19 protein-coding genes are annotated in these 17,605 nt (G+C 62.8%); 4 read left to right on the top strand and 15 right to left on the bottom strand.

Features of this window, described 5'->3' with window-relative positions:
- Positions 1-219: 219 nt before the first annotated feature.
- From pheT to RMO89_RS12935, 8 genes are all read right to left on the bottom strand, one after another.
- Positions 220-2,766, bottom strand: a complete 2,547-nt coding sequence (gene pheT, locus RMO89_RS12970) for a phenylalanine--tRNA ligase subunit beta (protein ID WP_310533583.1) — start codon at positions 2,764-2,766, stop codon at positions 220-222.
- On the bottom strand, positions 2,763-3,860 hold the full coding sequence (gene pheS / locus RMO89_RS12965; RefSeq protein WP_310533582.1) for a phenylalanine--tRNA ligase subunit alpha: 1,098 nt from the start codon (positions 3,858-3,860) through the stop codon (positions 2,763-2,765). The genes pheT and pheS overlap by 4 nt, the downstream gene beginning before the upstream one ends.
- Positions 3,861-3,964: 104 nt before the next feature.
- The gene (locus RMO89_RS12960; RefSeq protein WP_310533581.1) at positions 3,965-4,855 is read right to left on the bottom strand and encodes a helix-turn-helix domain-containing protein; all 891 of its coding nucleotides are present in this window, start codon (positions 4,853-4,855) and stop codon (positions 3,965-3,967) included.
- A 148-nt stretch (positions 4,856-5,003) separates the two neighbouring features.
- Positions 5,004-5,363 (bottom strand): 50S ribosomal protein L20, encoded by a 360-nt coding sequence (gene rplT / locus RMO89_RS12955; RefSeq protein ID WP_310533580.1) that lies wholly within the window; start codon positions 5,361-5,363, stop codon positions 5,004-5,006.
- Between the two features lie 13 nt (positions 5,364-5,376).
- A complete protein-coding gene (gene rpmI / locus RMO89_RS12950) occupies positions 5,377-5,580 on the bottom strand; it encodes a 50S ribosomal protein L35 (RefSeq protein ID WP_310533579.1) in 204 nt (67 codons plus the stop codon).
- A 193-nt stretch (positions 5,581-5,773) separates the two neighbouring features.
- Positions 5,774-5,944, bottom strand: coding sequence for a CsbD family protein (locus RMO89_RS12945; protein WP_310533578.1), 171 nt, complete (start codon positions 5,942-5,944; stop codon positions 5,774-5,776).
- Positions 5,945-6,036: 92 nt separating this feature from the next.
- Positions 6,037-6,558, bottom strand: a complete 522-nt coding sequence (locus RMO89_RS12940) for a DUF1993 domain-containing protein (protein WP_310533577.1) — start codon at positions 6,556-6,558, stop codon at positions 6,037-6,039.
- A gap of 36 nt (positions 6,559-6,594) precedes the next feature.
- Positions 6,595-7,377: an inositol monophosphatase family protein gene (locus tag RMO89_RS12935; RefSeq protein WP_310533576.1), complete on the bottom strand. Its 783-nt coding sequence runs from the start codon at positions 7,375-7,377 to the stop codon at positions 6,595-6,597.
- Positions 7,378-7,537: 160 nt separating this feature from the next.
- On the opposite strand from RMO89_RS12935, the gene RMO89_RS12930 reads away from it, so the two are divergent.
- Positions 7,538-8,482, top strand: coding sequence for a helix-turn-helix domain-containing protein (locus RMO89_RS12930; protein WP_310533575.1), 945 nt, complete (start codon positions 7,538-7,540; stop codon positions 8,480-8,482).
- A gap of 475 nt (positions 8,483-8,957) precedes the next feature.
- On the opposite strand, the gene RMO89_RS12925 is transcribed toward RMO89_RS12930, so the two are convergent.
- The 3 genes from RMO89_RS12925 to RMO89_RS12915 all read right to left on the bottom strand — a co-directional run bounded on the left by RMO89_RS12925 (position 8,958) and on the right by RMO89_RS12915 (position 11,786).
- Positions 8,958-9,896 (bottom strand): ribose-phosphate pyrophosphokinase, encoded by a 939-nt coding sequence (locus RMO89_RS12925; protein WP_310533574.1) that lies wholly within the window; start codon positions 9,894-9,896, stop codon positions 8,958-8,960.
- Positions 9,897-10,147: 251 nt separating this feature from the next.
- On the bottom strand, positions 10,148-10,462 hold the full coding sequence (locus tag RMO89_RS12920; protein WP_310533573.1) for a hypothetical protein: 315 nt from the start codon (positions 10,460-10,462) through the stop codon (positions 10,148-10,150).
- Positions 10,463-10,568: 106 nt separating this feature from the next.
- Positions 10,569-11,786 carry an MFS transporter gene (locus RMO89_RS12915; protein WP_310533572.1) on the bottom strand — a complete coding sequence of 406 codons (1,218 nt, stop codon included), beginning with the start codon at positions 11,784-11,786 and terminating at the stop codon, positions 10,569-10,571.
- Between the two features lie 205 nt (positions 11,787-11,991).
- Here RMO89_RS12915 and RMO89_RS12910 point away from each other — a divergent pair, with 205 nt between their 5' ends.
- The gene (locus RMO89_RS12910; protein WP_310533571.1) at positions 11,992-12,378 is read left to right on the top strand and encodes a hypothetical protein; all 387 of its coding nucleotides are present in this window, start codon (positions 11,992-11,994) and stop codon (positions 12,376-12,378) included.
- A gap of 51 nt (positions 12,379-12,429) precedes the next feature.
- Here RMO89_RS12910 and RMO89_RS12905 read toward each other — a convergent pair whose 3' ends face one another.
- Positions 12,430-12,912 (bottom strand): PA2169 family four-helix-bundle protein, encoded by a 483-nt coding sequence (locus RMO89_RS12905; RefSeq protein ID WP_310533570.1) that lies wholly within the window; start codon positions 12,910-12,912, stop codon positions 12,430-12,432.
- Positions 12,913-13,227: 315 nt separating this feature from the next.
- Here RMO89_RS12905 and RMO89_RS12900 point away from each other — a divergent pair, with 315 nt between their 5' ends.
- Complete coding sequence (locus RMO89_RS12900) at positions 13,228-13,653, top strand: hypothetical protein (protein ID WP_310533569.1); 426 nt, start codon at positions 13,228-13,230, stop codon at positions 13,651-13,653.
- Between the two features lie 39 nt (positions 13,654-13,692).
- Entirely contained in the window at positions 13,693-13,989 is a 297-nt protein-coding gene (locus RMO89_RS12895; protein ID WP_310533610.1) for a GIY-YIG nuclease family protein, read from the top strand.
- Between the two features lie 498 nt (positions 13,990-14,487).
- On the opposite strand, the gene RMO89_RS12890 is transcribed toward RMO89_RS12895, so the two are convergent.
- The 3 genes from RMO89_RS12890 to RMO89_RS12880 all read right to left on the bottom strand — a co-directional run bounded on the left by RMO89_RS12890 (position 14,488) and on the right by RMO89_RS12880 (position 17,454).
- Complete coding sequence (locus RMO89_RS12890; RefSeq protein WP_310533568.1) at positions 14,488-14,997, bottom strand: DUF1993 domain-containing protein; 510 nt, start codon at positions 14,995-14,997, stop codon at positions 14,488-14,490.
- Positions 14,998-15,094: 97 nt separating this feature from the next.
- Positions 15,095-16,324: a hypothetical protein gene (locus RMO89_RS12885; RefSeq protein WP_310533567.1), complete on the bottom strand. Its 1,230-nt coding sequence runs from the start codon at positions 16,322-16,324 to the stop codon at positions 15,095-15,097.
- Positions 16,325-16,383: 59 nt separating this feature from the next.
- Positions 16,384-17,454, bottom strand: coding sequence for a ribonucleotide-diphosphate reductase subunit beta (locus RMO89_RS12880; RefSeq protein WP_310533566.1), 1,071 nt, complete (start codon positions 17,452-17,454; stop codon positions 16,384-16,386).
- Positions 17,455-17,605 lie beyond the last annotated feature (151 nt).

The raw sequence follows: 17,605 nt of genomic DNA, 5'->3' as shown, positions 1-17,605 counted from the left end.
GCACCGCGCCGATGGCGGTAAGAAGGGGCCTATAGTTCAGCCAATCTGACATCTGAAAACACACTTCCTTCAATTCTCGTCATCCTGAACTTGTTTCAGGATCCATTTGGCCTTTTGCCCCGGAGCACTGCGGGAAACGAAACGGTGAGGTCAGCTCTTCAATGCACGATCCGGGCCCGGAGGCGCGATGGATCCTGAAACAAGTTCAGGATGACGGGACTAGACAATAACTCCGTTGCCTTGGGCGGTATCAGGTTCTTCCGTACCGTTCATTTTGCCTGTCGTCCGCAACACAGCGCCAATCTTTTTGGCTGCGTCGAACACTCGCTGCTGAATCGCAAGAAAGTCCTCTTCAGTGTAGCTCTTCTCGCCCGGCTGCAGCGTGACTTCGATGGCCAGCGATTTCTGCCCTTCCGGCACGCCAGCCCCGCGGAAATCATCGAACAGGCGCGCGGCGACGATGTTCGCCTTGTCCGCGCCCTTGACCATGCGGACGAGATCGCCTGCCGGCACATCAGCACCGACAAGGAACGCAAAGTCGCGCGTCACTGCCTGCAGTGCCGGGGGCGCATAGTGCGCGCGGGCGAAAGTGGCGGCGCCCTTCTTGCCGGGGATGGCATCGAGGAACAGTTCGACCATGGCCACCGGCCCATCGATGTCGAAGGCCTTGGCAGTGACCGGATGGATCATGCCGAAGCGGGCCAGCACATTCTTTGGCCCAAGCCGCAGCGTGGCCGACTGGCCGGGGTGGAACTGGGCGCCTGCCTCTCCCATAAGCTGCAGGTTGTCGACTGGTGCACCCGCTTCGGCAAGCAGGGCGAGCGCTTCGGCCTTGGCATCGAAAGCGTCGAACGGTGCGGCCTTGCCACTGGCCCAGCCGCGCGGGGACTTGTCGCCGACCAGCACCACGGCGAGCGACAGGCGCTCGTCGCTGTGGCCGCTGTCACCGCGCAGATAGCGGCGACCGATTTCGAACAGGCGCAGGCTGTCTGCGCCGCGAGCGACATTGCGGCGCGCGGCGGAAAGCAGTCCGGGCAGCAGTGACGGGCGCATGGCCTTCATGTCTTCGCTGATCGGGTTGGCGAGCGTCCACAGCTCGCCCTCGGCGAAGTGCTCCGCTTCGGCAGGCGGCAGGAACGACCATGTCACCGCCTCGTTCAACCCGCGCGCAACAGCGGCGCGGCGCAGGCGGCGTTCGAGCTTCTGGGCCGGCGTGGCGGTTGGACGGGCCACGCCATCGGTGCGCGCCAAGGGGGCGGAGGCGATGTTATCCAGGCCGTGGATGCGCACGACTTCCTCGACGATGTCAGGCGCGCCGGCTACGTCGCACCGCCAGCCGGGGGTGGTGACGGTCCACACATAATTCTCTTCGTCATTCCCGCGAAGGCGGGAATCCATCTCCGACGTTTCATCCTGGGTAAGCCTGGGAGATGGGCCCCCGCCTTCGCGGGGGTGACGAACGATTGAAAAGCCAAGGGACGTAAGAATGCTCGCCTGCCGTTCATCGGCAATCGGCACCCCGCCCAGCGTCGCGCAGAGCGAGGGATCGTAAGCCACGGCTTTCGCGCCCGAAGGCGGCGAGCCAGCGCGGATCACCTCGCTCGCCTCGCCGCCGCACAGCGTCTGGATCAGCTTGGTCAGGTGCTGCAGCCCGGTTTCGAGGAACTGTGGATCGACCCCGCGCTCGAACCGCTGGCGCGCATCTGAAGTGAGGTTGAGCTTTCGCCCGGTCGCGGCGATGTGCGCCGGATCGAAATAGGCGATCTCCAGCAGAACGTCGCTGGTTGTCTCCGAGCAGCCTGAATGTTCGCCGCCCATGATCCCGGCGATGTCGTGGACGCCAGAGTCATCGGCGATCACGGTCATGCTGGCGTCGAGCGTGTAGGTCTTCTCGTTCAGCGCGACGACCGTTTCGTCATCTGTCGCCTTGCGCGCCACGACCGCGCCGGTGAGGTTCGCCAGATCATAGGCATGGGCCGGGCGGCCATAGGCGAGCATCAGGTAATTGGTCGCATCGACCAACGCCGAGATCGGGCGTTGGCCCGCGCTCTTGAGCCGGTCCTGCAACCACTGCGGGCTCGGGCCGTTCTTCACGCCCTTGATGACGCGGCCATAGAAAGCGGGGCAGCCCGCCGGATCGTCAGTGCGGATCTCCACCGGGCAGGGGAATGTGCCCGCCACGTCGATCGTCTCGATCGGCTTCAGCGTGCCGAGACCGGCCGCAGCCAGATCGCGCGCGATGCCGTAGACGCCCATGCAGTCCGGGCGGTTTGGCGTGATCGCCACGTCGAACACCGGATCGGCGCCGTGGTAATCGGCAAAGGGCGTGCCGATGGGCGCATCGGCGGGAAGCTCGATGATGCCGTCATGATCGTCGCCGAGTTCCAGTTCGCGGGTCGAGCACATCATGCCGTTGCTCTCGACCCCGCGCACGGCGGCGACCTTGAGCACCATGCCATTGGCCGGCACCGTCGCGCCCGGCAGGCCGAGCACGCCGACTAGACCGGCGCGGGCATTGGGTGCGCCGCAGACTACGGTGAGCGGCGCGGCGCCGTTTCCGGTGTCGACGGTCAGCACTTGCAGCTTGTCCGCCTGCGGGTGCTTCTCGGCGGTGAGGACCTTGGCCACGCGGAAGCCGGCGAGCTTTTCCGCAGGGTTTTCGATGCCTTCGACTTCGATGCCGACGGCATTGAGCGCCGCCGAAATGGCTTCGACCGAAGCATCGGTTTCAAGGTAGGACTTGAGCCAGGAGAGCGAGAACTTCATGCTGGTGTCCCCACTCCGCCAGACAATGTCGGCACATCGAGCGCGCCGAAACCATAGTGCTGCAGCCAGCGCACATCGCCATCGAAGAAGGCGCGCAGGTCGTCCATGCCGTATTTCAGCATGGCGAGCCGGTCGACGCCGACACCGAAAGCGAAGCCCTGCCACTCGTCGGGATCGAGCCCGCCGAATTCGATGACCTTGCGGTTGACCATGCCGCTGCCGAGCAGCTCCATCCAGCCGTGGCCGGGCGCATCGCCCGATCCGCCCAGCACGCGGCGACCGTTTTCGATGGCAAAGCCGACGTCGACTTCCACCGAAGGCTCGGTGAAGGGGAAGTAGGAGGGACGCAGGCGCAGGACGATATCCTCGCGCTCGAAGAAGGCCTTGAGGAAGGTTTCCAGCGTCCATTTCAGGTGGCCGAGGTGGATGCCCTTGTCGATCACCAGACCTTCGACCTGATGGAACATCGGCGTGTGCGTCGCGTCCGAGTCCGAGCGGTAGACGCGGCCCGGGGCGATGATGAGCAGCGGCGCGCCCTGCTTCAGCATCGAGCGGATCTGCACTGGCGAGGTATGCGTGCGCAGCAGCATCTCGCGGCCTTCGGCGTCCTTGTCCGGGAAGTAGAAGGTGTCATGCATCGCCCGCGCCGGATGGGTTTCCGGCATGTTGAGCGCGGTGAAATTGTGCCAGTCGTCCTCGATCTCCGGCCCGGTGGCGACGGCGAAGCCCATGTCGGCGAAGATTTCCGCCAGTTCGTCCATCACCTGGCTGACCGGGTGGACCGACCCGCGCGGGGTCTGCGGGGCGGGGAGCGACAGGTCGATGCGCTCGGCGGCCAGCCGCGCTTCGAGCGCCGCGCCTTCGAGCGCCTCCTTGCGGGCACCCAGCGCCGCCGTCACGCTTTCGCGCAGCGCGTGGATCTTCGGCCCTTCGACCTGGCGTTCCTCAGGCGACATCGCGCCGAGTGTCTTGAGCAGGCCGGAAATCGAGCCCTGCTTGCCGAGAAATTCAACCCGCAGTTTCTCCACGGAATCGAGATCACTGGCCGCGTCGATGCGAGCGAGCGCTTTCTGTCCTGTACTTGCGTGGTCCACGGGGATTGCGTCCTGCTGAAACTGGTTGAACGCGGCCCTTTAGAGGGATGGGCGGCGTGGAGCAACCTGCGCGGTGGCGGGAGCAGCCTGCCGGAATGCGCGTTTCAGCTGCCGCCGCCGGCCGGCGTATCCAGCCCCTGCACCGCCTTGCCGGCAAAGCGCGCGCGTTCGCGCATCACGGCGGTCAGGATCGGCTTGTCGAGCAGGCCGTACTGGCGCGGCGACATGCCCATGAACTGTTTGAAATCACGCACGAACTGAGCCTGATCGTGGTACTGGCTATCGAGCGCGCCGATCCATTTCAGGCTGGGATCGAGGACATATTTGGCCAGGCTGCGCAGGAACCGCTGCCGGCGCAGCAGCAACTTGGGCGAAAATCCGAAGGCGCGCTGACAGACGCGGATAAGCGTCCGTTGGCTGATCCCGGCCCGCTCGACGAGCGCGGCGACGCTATCGACTTCCGGGTCGACCAAGGCCGAGTGAATGGCAAGGATGCGCGCTTCGTCTACCACGGGCAGGTGCTGGCGATCGAGGAAGAAGGCGCAGATCCGTTCCAGTTCGGCTTCGTGGTCGGCGGGGCCGCGGAAAAGCCCTTTGGCCAGATCGGAGAATTCGGTCAGCGCCGCGTCGTCATGGCCGTCAACCAGAACATCGGCCCACAGCGCGGCGTCAGTGCGGAAGAATTTCGCCCAGCCGAGCGGCAACACGCCGATGCCCCACATGCGGAAGGCGCGGTCAAAGCCGAAGCGCACGGCCTGGCTGCTGGGACCGGTGAAAAAGAACCCGGTTTCGCCGACCTGGGTGCCGGAGCGGTTTTCCGCCACCAGCTTGCCGCCATTGACGATGCGCATATTGGCCCATTCGGGGTGGAGGTAGTCGAAATGGTCGCTGACTTCGTCTGCGGAAAACTCGACACAATAGAAGGTCGTGAAATAGCGGCGCAGTTCTTCGGGTGGCCGAAAGAAAAAGGCCGTTACTCCGCCACTATGCGACACCTGTCGGTTACCCCCGGTTCTGTACAGTCTCCTTGCCCAATTGTTTCACCGCGGGCAATCGCAGCCGGGGGGCAAGCAACGAAAAAGGCGCGGAAAAAGCCGAAGCCTTTTCCGCGCCTTTTTACATGCCTTGCGGCAATCAGCCATTTCAGGCCGGCAGGGCAGCCTTCGCCTGAGCGATCACGGCAGTGAACACGCCCGCTTCGTTCATCGCCAGATCGGCCATGGTCTTGCGGTCGAGTTCGATGCCAGCCAGCTTGGTGCCGTGGATGAACTGCGAATAGGTCAGGCCTTCGGCGCGGACCGCAGCGTTGATGCGCTGGATCCACAGGGCGCGGAAGGACCGCTTCTTAACCTTGCGATCGCGGTAAGCGTACTGGCCAGCCTTTTCGACTGCCTGACGCGCAACGCGGATGGTATTCTTGCGACGGCCGCGGTAGCCCGCTGCCTGTTCAAGAAGACGCTTATGCTTGGCGCGGGTGGTAACACCCCTTTTGACACGTGCCATAGTTCAGAACTCCTCAGCTAAGCCCGTAGGGCGCCCACTTCTTGATTACCTTCGCATCAGCGTCGGAAATCGTGTCGGTACGACGGTGCTGGCGGATGTACTTGGCATTGTGGCTCATCAAACGGTGGCGCTTGCCAACTGCTCCGTGCTTGATCTTGCCGGTAGCAGTAAGCCGAAAGCGCTTCTTGACGCCGCTCTTGGTCTTCATTTTGGGCATTTTGGTCTCCTGTTCGAAAACACGTCCGACTCGCCCTGGCAGCCCTTACAGCCAGGCGAGTCATCGAATCCGTGTCGATGAAGGGGGCGCGGTTAGAGACAAACGCGCAGAATGGCAAGCCAGAGTCTGGACCCGCGGCGCGTACCGCACCCCGAAAGTGCGATCCGCTCACCTTGGCGAGCGGATCGGAACTTCAGATATCGTCGCCAAGCGCACCCTTGATCTCGCCCTTGATCTGCTGGCCCTTGCCTTTCAGCTCCTGTTGTTCGCCTTCCTTGCGGGTGGCTGGATTGTCGCTGTGCTGCTTGATTTTGCCAGCGGCTTCATTGACGTTACCTTTGACCTTGTCGACCAGCTTGCCCATTTCGATATCTCCGAGTGCGATAGGCCGAAGTGGCCGTTGCACGGGCTTCAACCGCCGCTTCGCGGTAAGGTTCCGCCTTTACCGCCAACGGTTCAGGGTTTGAGACGGATCGCGCCCAGCCAGTCCATCTTGCCAATCGCCACACCCTGACCGCGCAGGACGGCGTAGGCCATGGAAGCGTGGAAGTAGAAGTTGGGCAGCGCGAAGGACAGCAGGTAGTCCTCCACGGTGAACGGCATCCGCCGCTCGCCGAAAACGAATGCTGTGTCGTTGGCCGCGATACCGTTCACGTCTTCCGGCGTCACCGCCTTCAGCGCGGCAATCGCATCGGCAAGGGCACTGGCAAGGGCATCCAGACTGGTCGGCGCCGGCGTCATATCCGGTCCGGTCTCCCCTTTCTTCACTCCCGCGATGGCGCCGGCGGAATGCTGGATCGCCGCCATGACCTGCTTGGCAAAGGGCCACATGTCTGCCGCCAGCCGGCTGTCACACAGCTCCGCCTCAGCAGACCCTTGCACCTTGCAGTGCTCGCGCGCCTTTTCGACAAGGCCAGCCAGCGGCCCGAGGATCTGCAGGAACGACGGCACAGTGGCCTGATACAACGATAGGGTCATGGCATTCTCTCTCCTGAAAATTTTCGCGTCAGTCGCTCAGTGCGCGCAGGCCAGCGCCTCGATCACGTCCTCGACCCGCGCTGGATCGCCAAGCGCCAGCACGTGGCCGGTCGATCCGGCGTGGAGCGGATCGCCGTTCCAGTCGCACATCGTGCCACCCGCACCTTCAACCACCGGCACCAGCGCGGCATAGTCATGCAGCTTCAGTCCCGCTTCACAGACAATGTCGAGGTGGCCCGAGGCGAGCATGGCGTAATTGTAGCAATCGCCGCCCATCACCATGCGGCGATGGTCGGTCTTGGCGGCCAGCGCCATGAAGTGCCCGCCTTCGTGATCGTCGAAATAGTGCGGCCCGGTGGTCGCCAGCGTCGCATCGGCCAGACTGCGACAGGCCCGCGTGCGCACCGGATTGCCGTTAAGCGTGGTCGGCCGCCCGCTGACACCCAGCCAGCGCTCCTTCATCACCGGCTGGTCGATCACGCCCAGCACCGGCCAGCCTTCGACCACCAGCGCAATCAATGTGCCGAACATTGCGCGACCCGCCAGAAAGCCCGCCGTGCCGTCGATCGGATCAAGCACCCAGGTGCGCCCGGTCGATCCCGGCGACGCGCCGAATTCTTCGCCGTGCACGGCATCGCGCCCGGCTTCGGCCTTGAGGATGCGCCGCATCGCCTCTTCAGCGGCGCGGTCCGCCTCGGTGACGGGGGTGGAGTCCCCTTTTCGCTCGCTCTGCATGTCGGCGCGGAACCAGGGAAGGATGGCTTCGCGCGCCGCATCGGCGAGGCGAAGGGCAAGGGCAATGTCTGGCTCAAGGTTCATTGCACAGCCTCCTGCCCGCTAGGTGGGCAAGCGGTCAAGATGCAACAGGTTTGGCGCAAATTGCCAAGTTTGCCCTTTGAGAAATCTGTAAATCGATGCAATTCTAGACATGCCGGCGCGAGCGACGTCGGACCGGGGCAAAACGGGACGCAACTGGGGTATGCATAAACAGGCCATTCCGGCGATCGATGCAGCGCTGACTCCGCGGCAGGGGGTAACCCGCCTTGGCCAGCCGATGTCGTACAACCGCGCCCCGGCCTGTGATCTCGCGCCGTGGATCGGACGGCTCTATGTTACTGCGGTCGATCTGCCGCCCGATTACCGCCTCGATTGCAGCCTGCTTAACGACGTTGCGGTGATCCGCATCCAGCTGTCCGGGCAGTGGACGGCCGTCACCGGCAACGGCGTGATGGAAATGGGCAAATCGGCGTTGCTGTTCGGCCCGCAGATGAAAGCCATGCCGATCAGCGTCACCGGCAGCTTCATCTCGATCGGTTTTGCCGTGCGGCCCGGCACCGGGGCAGCGATGGGCTGGGCCAGTACGACCAACATCATCGACCGGCTGTTCCACCTTGATGATGTTGGCCTGCCGGGCACGGCGATCCTCAACCAGATCGACCCGGATGGCGATGCGGAAGACTGGCTGCTGGTGATCGAAGCGGTGCTCCGGGCAGAGGTGGCGCGGCGCAAGCTGGGCTTCCCCGATCCGATCACCTCGCGCTTCGAGGTGCTGTCCTACCGCGATCCCAACGCCCGGATTGAAGACTTTGCCAAGGACTGCGGCATTGGTCTGCGCCAGCTGGAACGCATTGTCCGGCGTGATTTCGGGATGAGCCCCAAGCAGGTCATGCGCCGCGCCCGCGCGCTCGACATGGCCGCTCACCTGCGCGGCGTGGCTGACCACGAAGAGGCCGAGCAAATCATGCTGCGCTATTACGACCAGAGCCACCTGATCCGCGATTTCACCAAGCTGTTCGGCATGAGCCCGCGCCAGTTCGTCCAGCGCCCCCTGCCGCTGATGACGCTAACGCTGGAAAACCGGCAGGCGCGCCGGCTGGAAGCGATCCACCGGCTCGAACCGGGCGCTGCGCGGCCTTGGGAGTGACGTGAGACTCGCGCCCCCGCGCAGGCGGGGGGCGGTAGCCGCTCTCCCCCCCACCTTCGTCATTCCCGCGCAGGCGGGGACCCATCTCCCACGCTGACCCACCATGGCAACATCGCATGGATACCCAGCGCCGGAGATGGGTTCCCGCCTGCGCGGGAATGACAAGCGAGCGGAATTGCGCGGGAAGGACGAGGGCGCAGGCTGGAGCAAGTGCCCGAAAGCCTTGATCGGATCGTCCTCAGCGTGAGACAAGCGGGCTGTCCTACACCGCGGCAATTTGCCACAATGCGCACTGCCCGCCTTGCGGGTGCGCTCTTTGACCTTGTCCTGTTCCCCCCGGCCGCGCCCCCAGCGCGGCTTTTGTGTATCCGGGGTTTCCCTAGGAGAATTTTCACAGCTGCGTTGCGGAGGTGTTTCATCAACTTGCATTTCCTGCAAGCGTGACTTCGGCGGTGTTAGCTGCCCGGTTGCCCGGTCAATCGAACAGGCTGGAGACCGAGCTTTCGTCGGCAATCCGCCGGATGGCTTCACCCACCAGAGGTGCGATGCTGAGCACGCGGATGCGGTCGGATGCCAGTGTCGCTTCGGTCGGTTGGATCGAATCGGTGATCACCAGTTCCTTGAGCGCCGAATTGTTCACCCGTTCAACCGCCTTGCCCGACAGCACGCCGTGCGTGAGGTAAGCGGTGACGCTGGCCGCGCCGGCTTCCATCAGCGCGGCGGCGGCGTTGCACAGGGTGCCGCCCGAATCGATGATGTCATCGATCAGGATGCAGGCGCGGCCGCGGACATCGCCGATGATGTTCATAACTTCGGACGAGCCGGGCTTGTCGCGGCGCTTGTCGACGATGGACAGCGGCACGTTCTCACCCAGCCGCTTGGCCAGCGCGCGGGCGCGGACCACGCCGCCGACATCGGGCGATACGACCATCAGCGACTGGCTGTCGTAGCGCTCCTGAATGTCCGCCGCCATGACCGGCGCGGCGGAGAGATTGTCGGTCGGGATATCGAAGAAGCCCTGGATCTGTCCAGCGTGGAGGTCCACCGCCAGCACGCGGTCGGCGCCGGCTTCGGTGATCAGGTTGGCGACCAGTTTGGCCGAGATCGGCGTGCGCGGGCCGGGCTTCCGGTCTTGCCGGGCATAGCCGAAGTATGGCGTGACGGCAGTGATGCGCGCGGCCGAGGCCCGGCGCAGCGCATCGATGCAGATAAGCAGTTCCATCAGGTTGTCGTTGCACGGATAGGAGGTCGACTGGACGACGAAGACATCCTCGCCGCGGACGTTCTCGTGAATCTCGACGAAGACTTCCTCGTCGGCGAAGCGGCGGACCGAGGCGTCGGTCAACGGCAATTCCAGATAGTCGGCAATCGCGCGGGCGAGCGGCAGATTGGAGTTGCCGGTGAGTATCTTCATGGCCTGTTCCCCTGCTGGCCCCTTTGATGCCGCGAAGCGCGAAGCCGGACCGGTTCCTGCGCCCTTAACGGCCCGGGACATGATTGCAACCGCGGTTCCGGCGCTACGGCGATAAGGTTTGGGGATAGCCGGTGTGAAAGTGGCCGAAGAAACGAGCGGAGCCGGAAGGCGAGCCCTGTGCCCGCCTCCCGGCCCGCGCGACCCGGTCAGTCCCCGATCAGGGACCGCCATCTATCGAGATGGATGGCCGGTTAGCGGCGAACGCGCCAGCATGAGTGATAGCGGCGGCCGTCCTTCCAGCGATAGCCGCAGCGCTGGGTCCAGCCCTTGTGCTTGCCCTTGCTCCAGCCCTTGTGCGCCTTGGCCGGCTGAACGCGAGTGGTCACGTGGTTATAGCCGTTGGCATTGCGAACCGGGCTGTGAAGCACGGCGCCGGCGTTCGGGTTGGCGTGAACGTTGGCATGGGCGCCAGCGTGTGTCCCGCCGCGCATGGCAGGAGGATCGGCAGAGGCAGCGCCCGATGCGGCGAGCACCATGGCGGCGATGGCGGCAGTCAGTTTCTTCATTCTGCGTACTCCTTCAAGGGTTGGCGACGCCGCATGAGGAACCGAACGCAGCGCCGCCTGTGCAGGGAAGAACGCATGAGCAGAGTAAAGGTTCTTGGCCTTCGTGTTATCTACTCGCCGCAGGCCGCTTCCACGCCACAGGAGCGATGCGCGGGATGATCACGCCCCATGCGGCCATGCCCGCCACGGCCAGCCCCGCCGCGATCAGGAAGGCAATGCGGTAATCGCCGGTCGCATCGATCGAGAAGCCGGTGACGACCGGGCTGATCATCCCGGCAAGCCCCGCAAAGCCGTTCTGCAGCCCCATCCACTTGCCGGCAGCGCGCGGTCCGGCGAGGGTCTGGCCGACCGACATGATCGAGAAATAGCCGAGCCCGTTGCTCAATCCGTAAGCCAGCAAGCCGGCAATCGCGAGTTCGGGCACGCCGGTGGCACAGGCCAGCATGCACAGCACGGCCACCACCATCGACGCCTGAACGAAGAACCGTCGCACCTTGCCCGGATCGGTGCCGCCCGCCACCAGCCGGTCTGCCATCCTGCCGAAGACCAGCCCTGACAGCGAGGCGATCACGTAAACCGCGCCGCCCAGCCAGGCCATCGTCACAATCGAATAGCCATGCTGGCGCACCAGAAACAGCGGCAGCCACGACAGCACCAGGAAGTAGGCGTAGTTGGAGAAGAAGTGCCCTAGCATCGCCCCCCACATCTCGCGCCGCACCAGCATCTCGGCAAAAGGCGGTGCAGTGTCGGGCGTGTCCGGATCAGCGTGCGGCAGCGGCTGCGGCCTCCGCACCCGCAGCCAAGGCACCAGCCACAACAACGACAGGGTGCCGAAGACGAAAAACAGCGCATGCCAGCCAAGCCAGGCCATCAGCAACCCGCCGACCAGGATGCCCACGCCATTGCCCATCATCAGCCCCACGCCGTTCCATGCGTTCGCTGTGGCCAGCCGTTCGGGCGGAATATACATCGCCAGCAGCTTTGAACTCGCCGGAAAGGCGCAGCTTTCACTCAGGCCCAGCACCACGCGCAGCACCAGCAGCGAGACGAAGCCGCCCGCGAAACCGGTGAGGATCGTGGCGAGCGACCAAACTGCCAGCCCCGCCGCCAGCACGCGGTAAGCGCCCCAGCGCTCCACCAGCCAGCCCGATGCCGCCATCCCCGGAACATAGGTCCAGAAGAATGCCGAGATCAGCACGCCCATCTCGCCGTTGGTCAGGCCGAGATCGCCCTTGATCAGCGGCGCAGCGGTGGAGAAATTTCCCCGGTCGAGCGCATTGATGAAGATCGCCAGCGCCAGCAGGATGACTACCCTGTTGGCCATCGCCCGCTGATCCCGCGCCGCGTCTGCCTGCATGCCCCGCCCTTCTCCGTCTGCCCGGAGCATGTGCTATGCGATCAGACTGCTTCCCGCCAGAGCTTTCCCGGCTCCCTGCCCTTCGGTCCACCTGCACATAGGGCGAGACACGGATGCCGGCAGTGGGTTCCTGTCACCCTGATCTTAACGCTTGGCGCCTATGAACTGCGGCATGAGGCAGGTGTTCATCTGGGCCGGCGTGGCGCTGTGCCAGTTTTCGCTGGTGATCATCGCCCGGCGTGACTGGCTGCGGCTGACGCTGCCGTCCCGCCGCGTGATCGGCCGCGTCACCGGCCACCGGATCAAGCGTGACAGCGACGGCACCGGCTTTTCCGCGACCTATGGCTTCGAGACCGAGGGCGGCCACCACGAAGTCATCGATCAGGTTATCAGCACCGTCCGACAGCCGCCCGAAGGCACGCTGGTGGAGCTGACCCATCCTGCCGGCCACCCCGACCTTGCCCGACCACCGCGACCGCTGATGTGGGCGGCGGTCTATGCCTTCCTGCTGGGATTGACCGGACTGCTGGTGGCGCTGGGGCTCGGCCTGATCGACTAGAGGAACGAAGGGACGGATCGCTCCGCCCCTTCCTTCAGACGTTGCCGGGGATCAGTTCGTATAGCTGCTGCCTGCCGTGCTGAGGTTGTCGGTGCCGTGCTTCAGCGCCGACATCTCGTCATGCCCGGCCTTTACCGATTCCCGCGCCTTGTTCACCGCATCGCGGGCCTCGGGAGCGATGTCGCCGTGGCGCAGGGCAGCTTCGAACTTCTCCTTGAGGTAATCCTCGCCGCGTTCGATCTCGGCGATGATCGCCGCGTCGTCACGGCTCGAGACCGCCTCGCGCAGCGACTGGAAAGCGCGGTGGACGGTGCCCATGACCGAGCCATCGTCCTCCGGATTGCCGCCCGCTGCGGCGACTGCCGCCTGCAGTCCGGTGATCGCCTGCTGGCGTTCACGGGCGCGGGCATTGAACAGGTCGGCATAGCGCTTGTTGTCGACGTCGCCAGCCGACTTCTGATAGCCCTCGACGCTGTCGATCAGCGTGGCGATCAGCGTGTTGAGCGTGGTCGTGGTTTCGTTGTGCTGAGTCATGTTTGCTTCCTGTTGAGCGATTTGCGCGCAGCCGGAGGGCCGCCGCTGACAGGAACTAAACACCTGACCAGCCGCGAACGTTTCCCCTGCTGGCCGCAAACACGGGGCGGCTGATCAGATTAGCGGCCGAAGCCTGATGTGACCGGCCGAGCCAGAAACCGCAGTTTTCCTGAGTTCACCGCGCTTGCGCCAAATGCAAGTTGATGAAACACACCCGCAACGCACCTATAAAGGTTTCTCAGAGTCTGCACCCACCGGGCGCGAGGGCATCATGACGGATCAGGGGCGTGTAGGAAAATGGTTTTGCCCAAGGTCATGCCGATCAGGTCTGCGATGCGGCTCGCAGACGGTGCCGTCCTCGCCGCTGCTTATTGGGGCGGAGTTTTCGCGCTGGCCTTCGTGATCGGCATCGGGCGCACGCTGTGGCTCGCGCCGCGGATCGGCGCGTTCAGCGCGGTGCTGTGCGAGGTGCCGCTGGTCCTTGCCGCATCGTGGTGGTGGGCGCGCCGGCTCCTGCAACGCCGCCCGCTGCCAAGCCGAAGCGCGGCCCTGGCGATGGGCGCCACGGCCTTTGCCATCCTGATGCTTGCCGAATGCGCGCTGGCGGTGCTGCTGTTCGGGCAGACCCCGGCGATCTGGGCGGCATCGCTGACGACCCGCGCCGGAGCGCTGGGGCTGGCGGGGCAACTGGGCTTTGCGCTGATGCCGGGCCTGGTCTGGCAGCCCCGGTCAGGCATCTGACCAGCCGCCCTGACTGCGAACACGGAGCGAGTGCAGACCATGGAGCGCGGCGGCTGGGTCTATATCATGACAAACGGCCCACACGGCACGCTCTACATCGGCGTGACGGCCCATCTGGCCGAGCGCATCACCCAGCACAAGCTCGGCAAGGGCTCGGATTTCTGCCGAACACATGGACTGACCATGCTGGTTTTTGCCGAACGCCACGCCGACATCCGCGATGCCATTGCGCGCGAAAAGGCGATGAAGAAATGGAATCGCCAATGGAAGCTGAAGCTGATTTGTGCGGCCAATCCCGAATGGCACGATCTGTCGGGTGAGATCATCGCAAACTGACCAGCACACCCGTCGCTCCTGCGGGGACGACGAGAGGATAGGTTTGCCATCCCCTACACCGTCAGGTTCGCTATCCCCCTCCCCGTCACCCCCGCGAAGGCGGGGGCCCATCCACGGCCGCGAGTCCCGGCAACCTAGCGTCGATGAGGAGAGCCCGATGGATCCCCGCCTGCGCGGGGATGACGGATCAGAGTGAAGCGAGACGGATTATTGAGGAGCAAGACCCGCCAAACTCCCCGTCACCCCCGCGAAGGCGGGGGCCCATCCACGGCAGCGAGTCCCGGCAACCTAGCGTCGATGAGGAGAGCCCGATGGGTCCCCGCATGCGCGGGGACGACGAGAGGATAGGTTTGCAATCCCCTCCCCGTCACCCCCGCGAAGGCGGGGGTCCATCCACGGCAGCGAGTCCCGGCAACCTAGCGTCGATGAGGCCAGCCCGATGGATCCCCGCCTTCGCGGGGATGACGGGTGGCTTAGTGAACCTCCGAAGCCCCCCGATCAGGGCAGCGTCACGCCCATGTAGTCCGACTTGCCCAGTTCCACGCCCGCGCCGCGCAGCAGGGCGTAGGTCATGGTGCAGTGGAAATGCAGGTTGGCGAGGATGAAATTGAACAGGAAGTCGCGGCCGACAAACTCCATCTCGCCGCGCGGGCTGGGGAGCGTGATCTGGCGCGTTTCCGCCCCTTCGAGGCTTTCGGCCGTGATGGTTTCAAGCACCGCGATGGTATCGGCGATGCGCGCCTGCAGGTCGGCAAAGCTGCCTTCCTTGTCCTCCATCGGCGCCGGCTCCCCGCCGGCGAGGCGCACCATGCCCCGGCGCGGCACATCGCAAGCGATCCGCACCTGCGAGGACAGCGGCAGCATATCGGGCACCAGCCGCATGGTCAGATAATTGGCCGCATCCGTCCCCTTGGCCTCGGCATGCGCCTCCCCCTTGGCGAGCACCCCCGACAGCGCGGTGAGCGTGCGGATGATGACGGGGATGGAGGATTCGTGGATGGAGATCATGGGGGGTTCCTGTTGGGGCGTTTGCGCGGTTTGTGGTGGAATGGGTGCATTTAAGCTTGCTCAATGCTGAGCTTCCCAGCTCAACAAAATATCATAACTACGAAATGCTCGTTCTAAATAAATCAAATAACTTTCCGAGCCATCCAATATGGTCAGTAATTTCTTTTACCCCCGCGAGTTCCATTGCTGACGTCAAAATACGGGCAGCCAAAACGCATGCGACTCCCCTAGAACTTATTTTGACTGTCAACTTAACGGTGTCTTTGCAAGTCTTTATCAGAAATTTCATTCCGACAATGATCAGATTTTCCATGGTTACACACGCAGCAAAAATTGCGTGTTTCGATGAAAACCTTTGATCGACGAGCAGAGACCGCAGGAACATTAGAGTTCTGGGGACCTCAGGCGCCGCAAATTTCGTAGTGGCCAACTGGTCCGCCGCAACCAATAGAGAGGACGACAGCGCGATAGCGTTGTCCTGAGTTAGCTCAGTCGCATCAACAAGATTATCAAAGTTCTGCCAGTCCGAAAACTTGCTAACATAACTCGTGATAAGGTCGAAGTGCATTTTCGCAGAAGAGAAGATGTCGTCAGATACTTCACCCTGCATCTCATTATGAAATTCGCCGAAAGTCTTGTTCAACAATCCAATCCGGACCGGATGTGAATTGTTTGCAAGCGAATCTTGAATAGTCTGCAAAATCGTTATGACGATTTTATCACAGTTCGTGCGGTGCAACTCATTGATAAGGTGAGACCCAGAAGTCAATATAGCGGATTTTTCTGCCAAAAGCTCTGGATTCTCAATATCGAGATCATGCGTTGTTTGGCTTCGGAGGACTAATACCCCACCGTCTGAAATCTCAAATTGGACCGGACCCATCCCTTGCGCACTTGGGACTATTGCCGGCAGTGCATCAACAAACGCTTGAAATTTGGCACCGTCAGGAAATGTTAAATCTGCTTCTTTTAAAAGAAAAGCATCAATGCTTTCATCAATGGCCTTCGCTACATCGACCACAGTAGAATTCGATGAATTTAGAGCACCCGGGAGAACCTCGAATTTTTTCACATTTTTTTGGTGCCGGTTAAATTTCGCCTTTCCGGCAATGGAGATGAAGCGCTGGTTCTCATTTAGCGCCTTCAAGCGCTTAGATACAACTTTTAGGGCCTGTAAATGATTCGGTTCAAGGCGCATTCTCGGCCCAAACGCGGTGTGCCAACTCGCATAAAATGCCTCAGATTGGTACTGAGCGTATTTCACATCTTTTATGTTGGCATCGCCATTTTGATCATTGATATCAACGTTTCGAAGCGCCTGCTTCATTAGTGAAAACGCAATTTCCAATTCAGGGATAAGACCCTCCGAAATTGCGTCTCCTAGCCTCACTCCGCCGCCACACCCGCCGCGCCAAACATATCCGGCTCGCTCGCCGCATCGACCAGCGCCTCGCCTTCGTCCCCATCATTCGCCGACTTCGCCTTCTGGCGCTTGTCGAAGCTGGACCAGACGGTGTTCCAGTCGCCCTTGGTGGCGCCCTTCGAATATTCGGTGGCGCGGGTTTCGAAGAAGTTGGCGTGTTCCACGCCGTTGAGCAGCGGGGTGAGCCAGGGGAGCGGGTGGTCTTCGATCATGTAGACCGAGGGCAGGCCGAGCTGGCCGAGGCGCCAATCGGCGATGTAGCGGATGTAGCGCTTGATTTCCTTGGCGCTCATCCCCGGGACCGGGCCTTGTTCGAAGGCGAGGTCGATGAAGGCATCTTCCAGCCGCACGGTCTTCTGGCAGCAGTCGATGATGTCTTCCTTGACCGCCTTGGTCAGGCAGCCGCGTTCGTTGACGAAGGTGTGGAACAGCTTGGTGATGCCTTCGCAGTGCAGCGATTCATCGCGCACTGACCAGGTGACGATCTGGCCCATGCCCTTCATCTTGTTGAAGCGCGGGAAGTTCATCAGCATGGCGAAGGAGGCGAACAGTTGCAGGCCTTCGGTAAAGCCGCCGAACATGGCGAGGGTGCGGGCGATATCCTCGTCCGTGTCGACCCCGAAGGTGTGCAGGTAATCGTGCTTGGCCTTCAATTCCTCATACTCGAGGAACATGCCGTATTCGCTTTCTGGCATGCCTATGGTGTCCAGCAGGTGCGAATAGGCGGCGATGTGCACCGTTTCCATGTTGCTGAAGGCGGCGAGCATCATCTTGATCTCGGTCGGCTTGAACACGCGGGCGTACTTGTCGTGGTAGCAATCCTGCACCTCGACATCGGCCTGGGTGAAGAAGCGGAAGATCTGGGTGAGCAGGTTGCGCTCATGCTCGGAAATGTTCTGCGCCCAGTCGCGGCAGTCTTCGCCCAAGGGCACTTCTTCCGGCATCCAGTGGATCTGCTGCTGGCGCTTCCAGAAATCGTAGGCCCAGGGATATTCGAAGGGCTTGTAGGTCTTGCGGGCTTCGAGAAGGGGCATGGGATCGGACCTTGAGAACAGAGAGGGAATCAGTGGGCCGCACGCGGGGCGCGGCCAAGCCATGCATAGTATCAAAAACGGCGATTCCCGCCACCGAAATGTGGCACGCGTTCCTGCGGGACTTGGCGATTATCCACAATATGTTGTGGTG

Origin of the sequence: Novosphingobium sp. (assembly GCF_031424035.1) — a bacterium.
GTDB lineage: Bacteria > Pseudomonadota > Alphaproteobacteria > Sphingomonadales > Sphingomonadaceae > Novosphingobium.
Note: the sequence above shows the minus strand (reverse complement) of the source record. Positions and strands in the feature narration are given on the sequence as shown.

Excerpts from the sequence above, each read along its gene's own strand:
- pheT (WP_310533583.1), bottom strand. The coding sequence starts at position 2,766 with ATGAAGTTCTCGCTCTCCTGGCTCAAGTCCTACCTTGAAACCGATGCT.
- rplT (WP_310533580.1), bottom strand. The coding sequence starts at position 5,363 with ATGGCACGTGTCAAAAGGGGTGTTACCACCCGCGCCAAGCATAAGCGT.
- rpmI (WP_310533579.1), bottom strand. The coding sequence starts at position 5,580 with ATGCCCAAAATGAAGACCAAGAGCGGCGTCAAGAAGCGCTTTCGGCTT.
- RMO89_RS12945 (WP_310533578.1), bottom strand. The coding sequence starts at position 5,944 with ATGGGCAAGCTGGTCGACAAGGTCAAAGGTAACGTCAATGAAGCCGCT.
- RMO89_RS12940 (WP_310533577.1), bottom strand. The coding sequence starts at position 6,558 with ATGACCCTATCGTTGTATCAGGCCACTGTGCCGTCGTTCCTGCAGATC.
- RMO89_RS12935 (WP_310533576.1), bottom strand. The coding sequence starts at position 7,377 with ATGAACCTTGAGCCAGACATTGCCCTTGCCCTTCGCCTCGCCGATGCG.
- RMO89_RS12930 (WP_310533575.1), top strand. The coding sequence starts at position 7,538 with ATGCATAAACAGGCCATTCCGGCGATCGATGCAGCGCTGACTCCGCGG.
- RMO89_RS12925 (WP_310533574.1), bottom strand. The coding sequence starts at position 9,896 with ATGAAGATACTCACCGGCAACTCCAATCTGCCGCTCGCCCGCGCGATT.
- RMO89_RS12920 (WP_310533573.1), bottom strand. The coding sequence starts at position 10,462 with ATGAAGAAACTGACTGCCGCCATCGCCGCCATGGTGCTCGCCGCATCG.
- RMO89_RS12915 (WP_310533572.1), bottom strand. The coding sequence starts at position 11,786 with ATGGCCAACAGGGTAGTCATCCTGCTGGCGCTGGCGATCTTCATCAAT.
- RMO89_RS12910 (WP_310533571.1), top strand. The coding sequence starts at position 11,992 with ATGAGGCAGGTGTTCATCTGGGCCGGCGTGGCGCTGTGCCAGTTTTCG.
- RMO89_RS12905 (WP_310533570.1), bottom strand. The coding sequence starts at position 12,912 with ATGACTCAGCACAACGAAACCACGACCACGCTCAACACGCTGATCGCC.
- RMO89_RS12900 (WP_310533569.1), top strand. The coding sequence starts at position 13,228 with ATGCCGATCAGGTCTGCGATGCGGCTCGCAGACGGTGCCGTCCTCGCC.
- RMO89_RS12895 (WP_310533610.1), top strand. The coding sequence starts at position 13,693 with ATGGAGCGCGGCGGCTGGGTCTATATCATGACAAACGGCCCACACGGC.
- RMO89_RS12890 (WP_310533568.1), bottom strand. The coding sequence starts at position 14,997 with ATGATCTCCATCCACGAATCCTCCATCCCCGTCATCATCCGCACGCTC.
- RMO89_RS12885 (WP_310533567.1), bottom strand. The coding sequence starts at position 16,324 with ATGAAGCAGGCGCTTCGAAACGTTGATATCAATGATCAAAATGGCGAT.
- RMO89_RS12880 (WP_310533566.1), bottom strand. The coding sequence starts at position 17,454 with ATGCCCCTTCTCGAAGCCCGCAAGACCTACAAGCCCTTCGAATATCCC.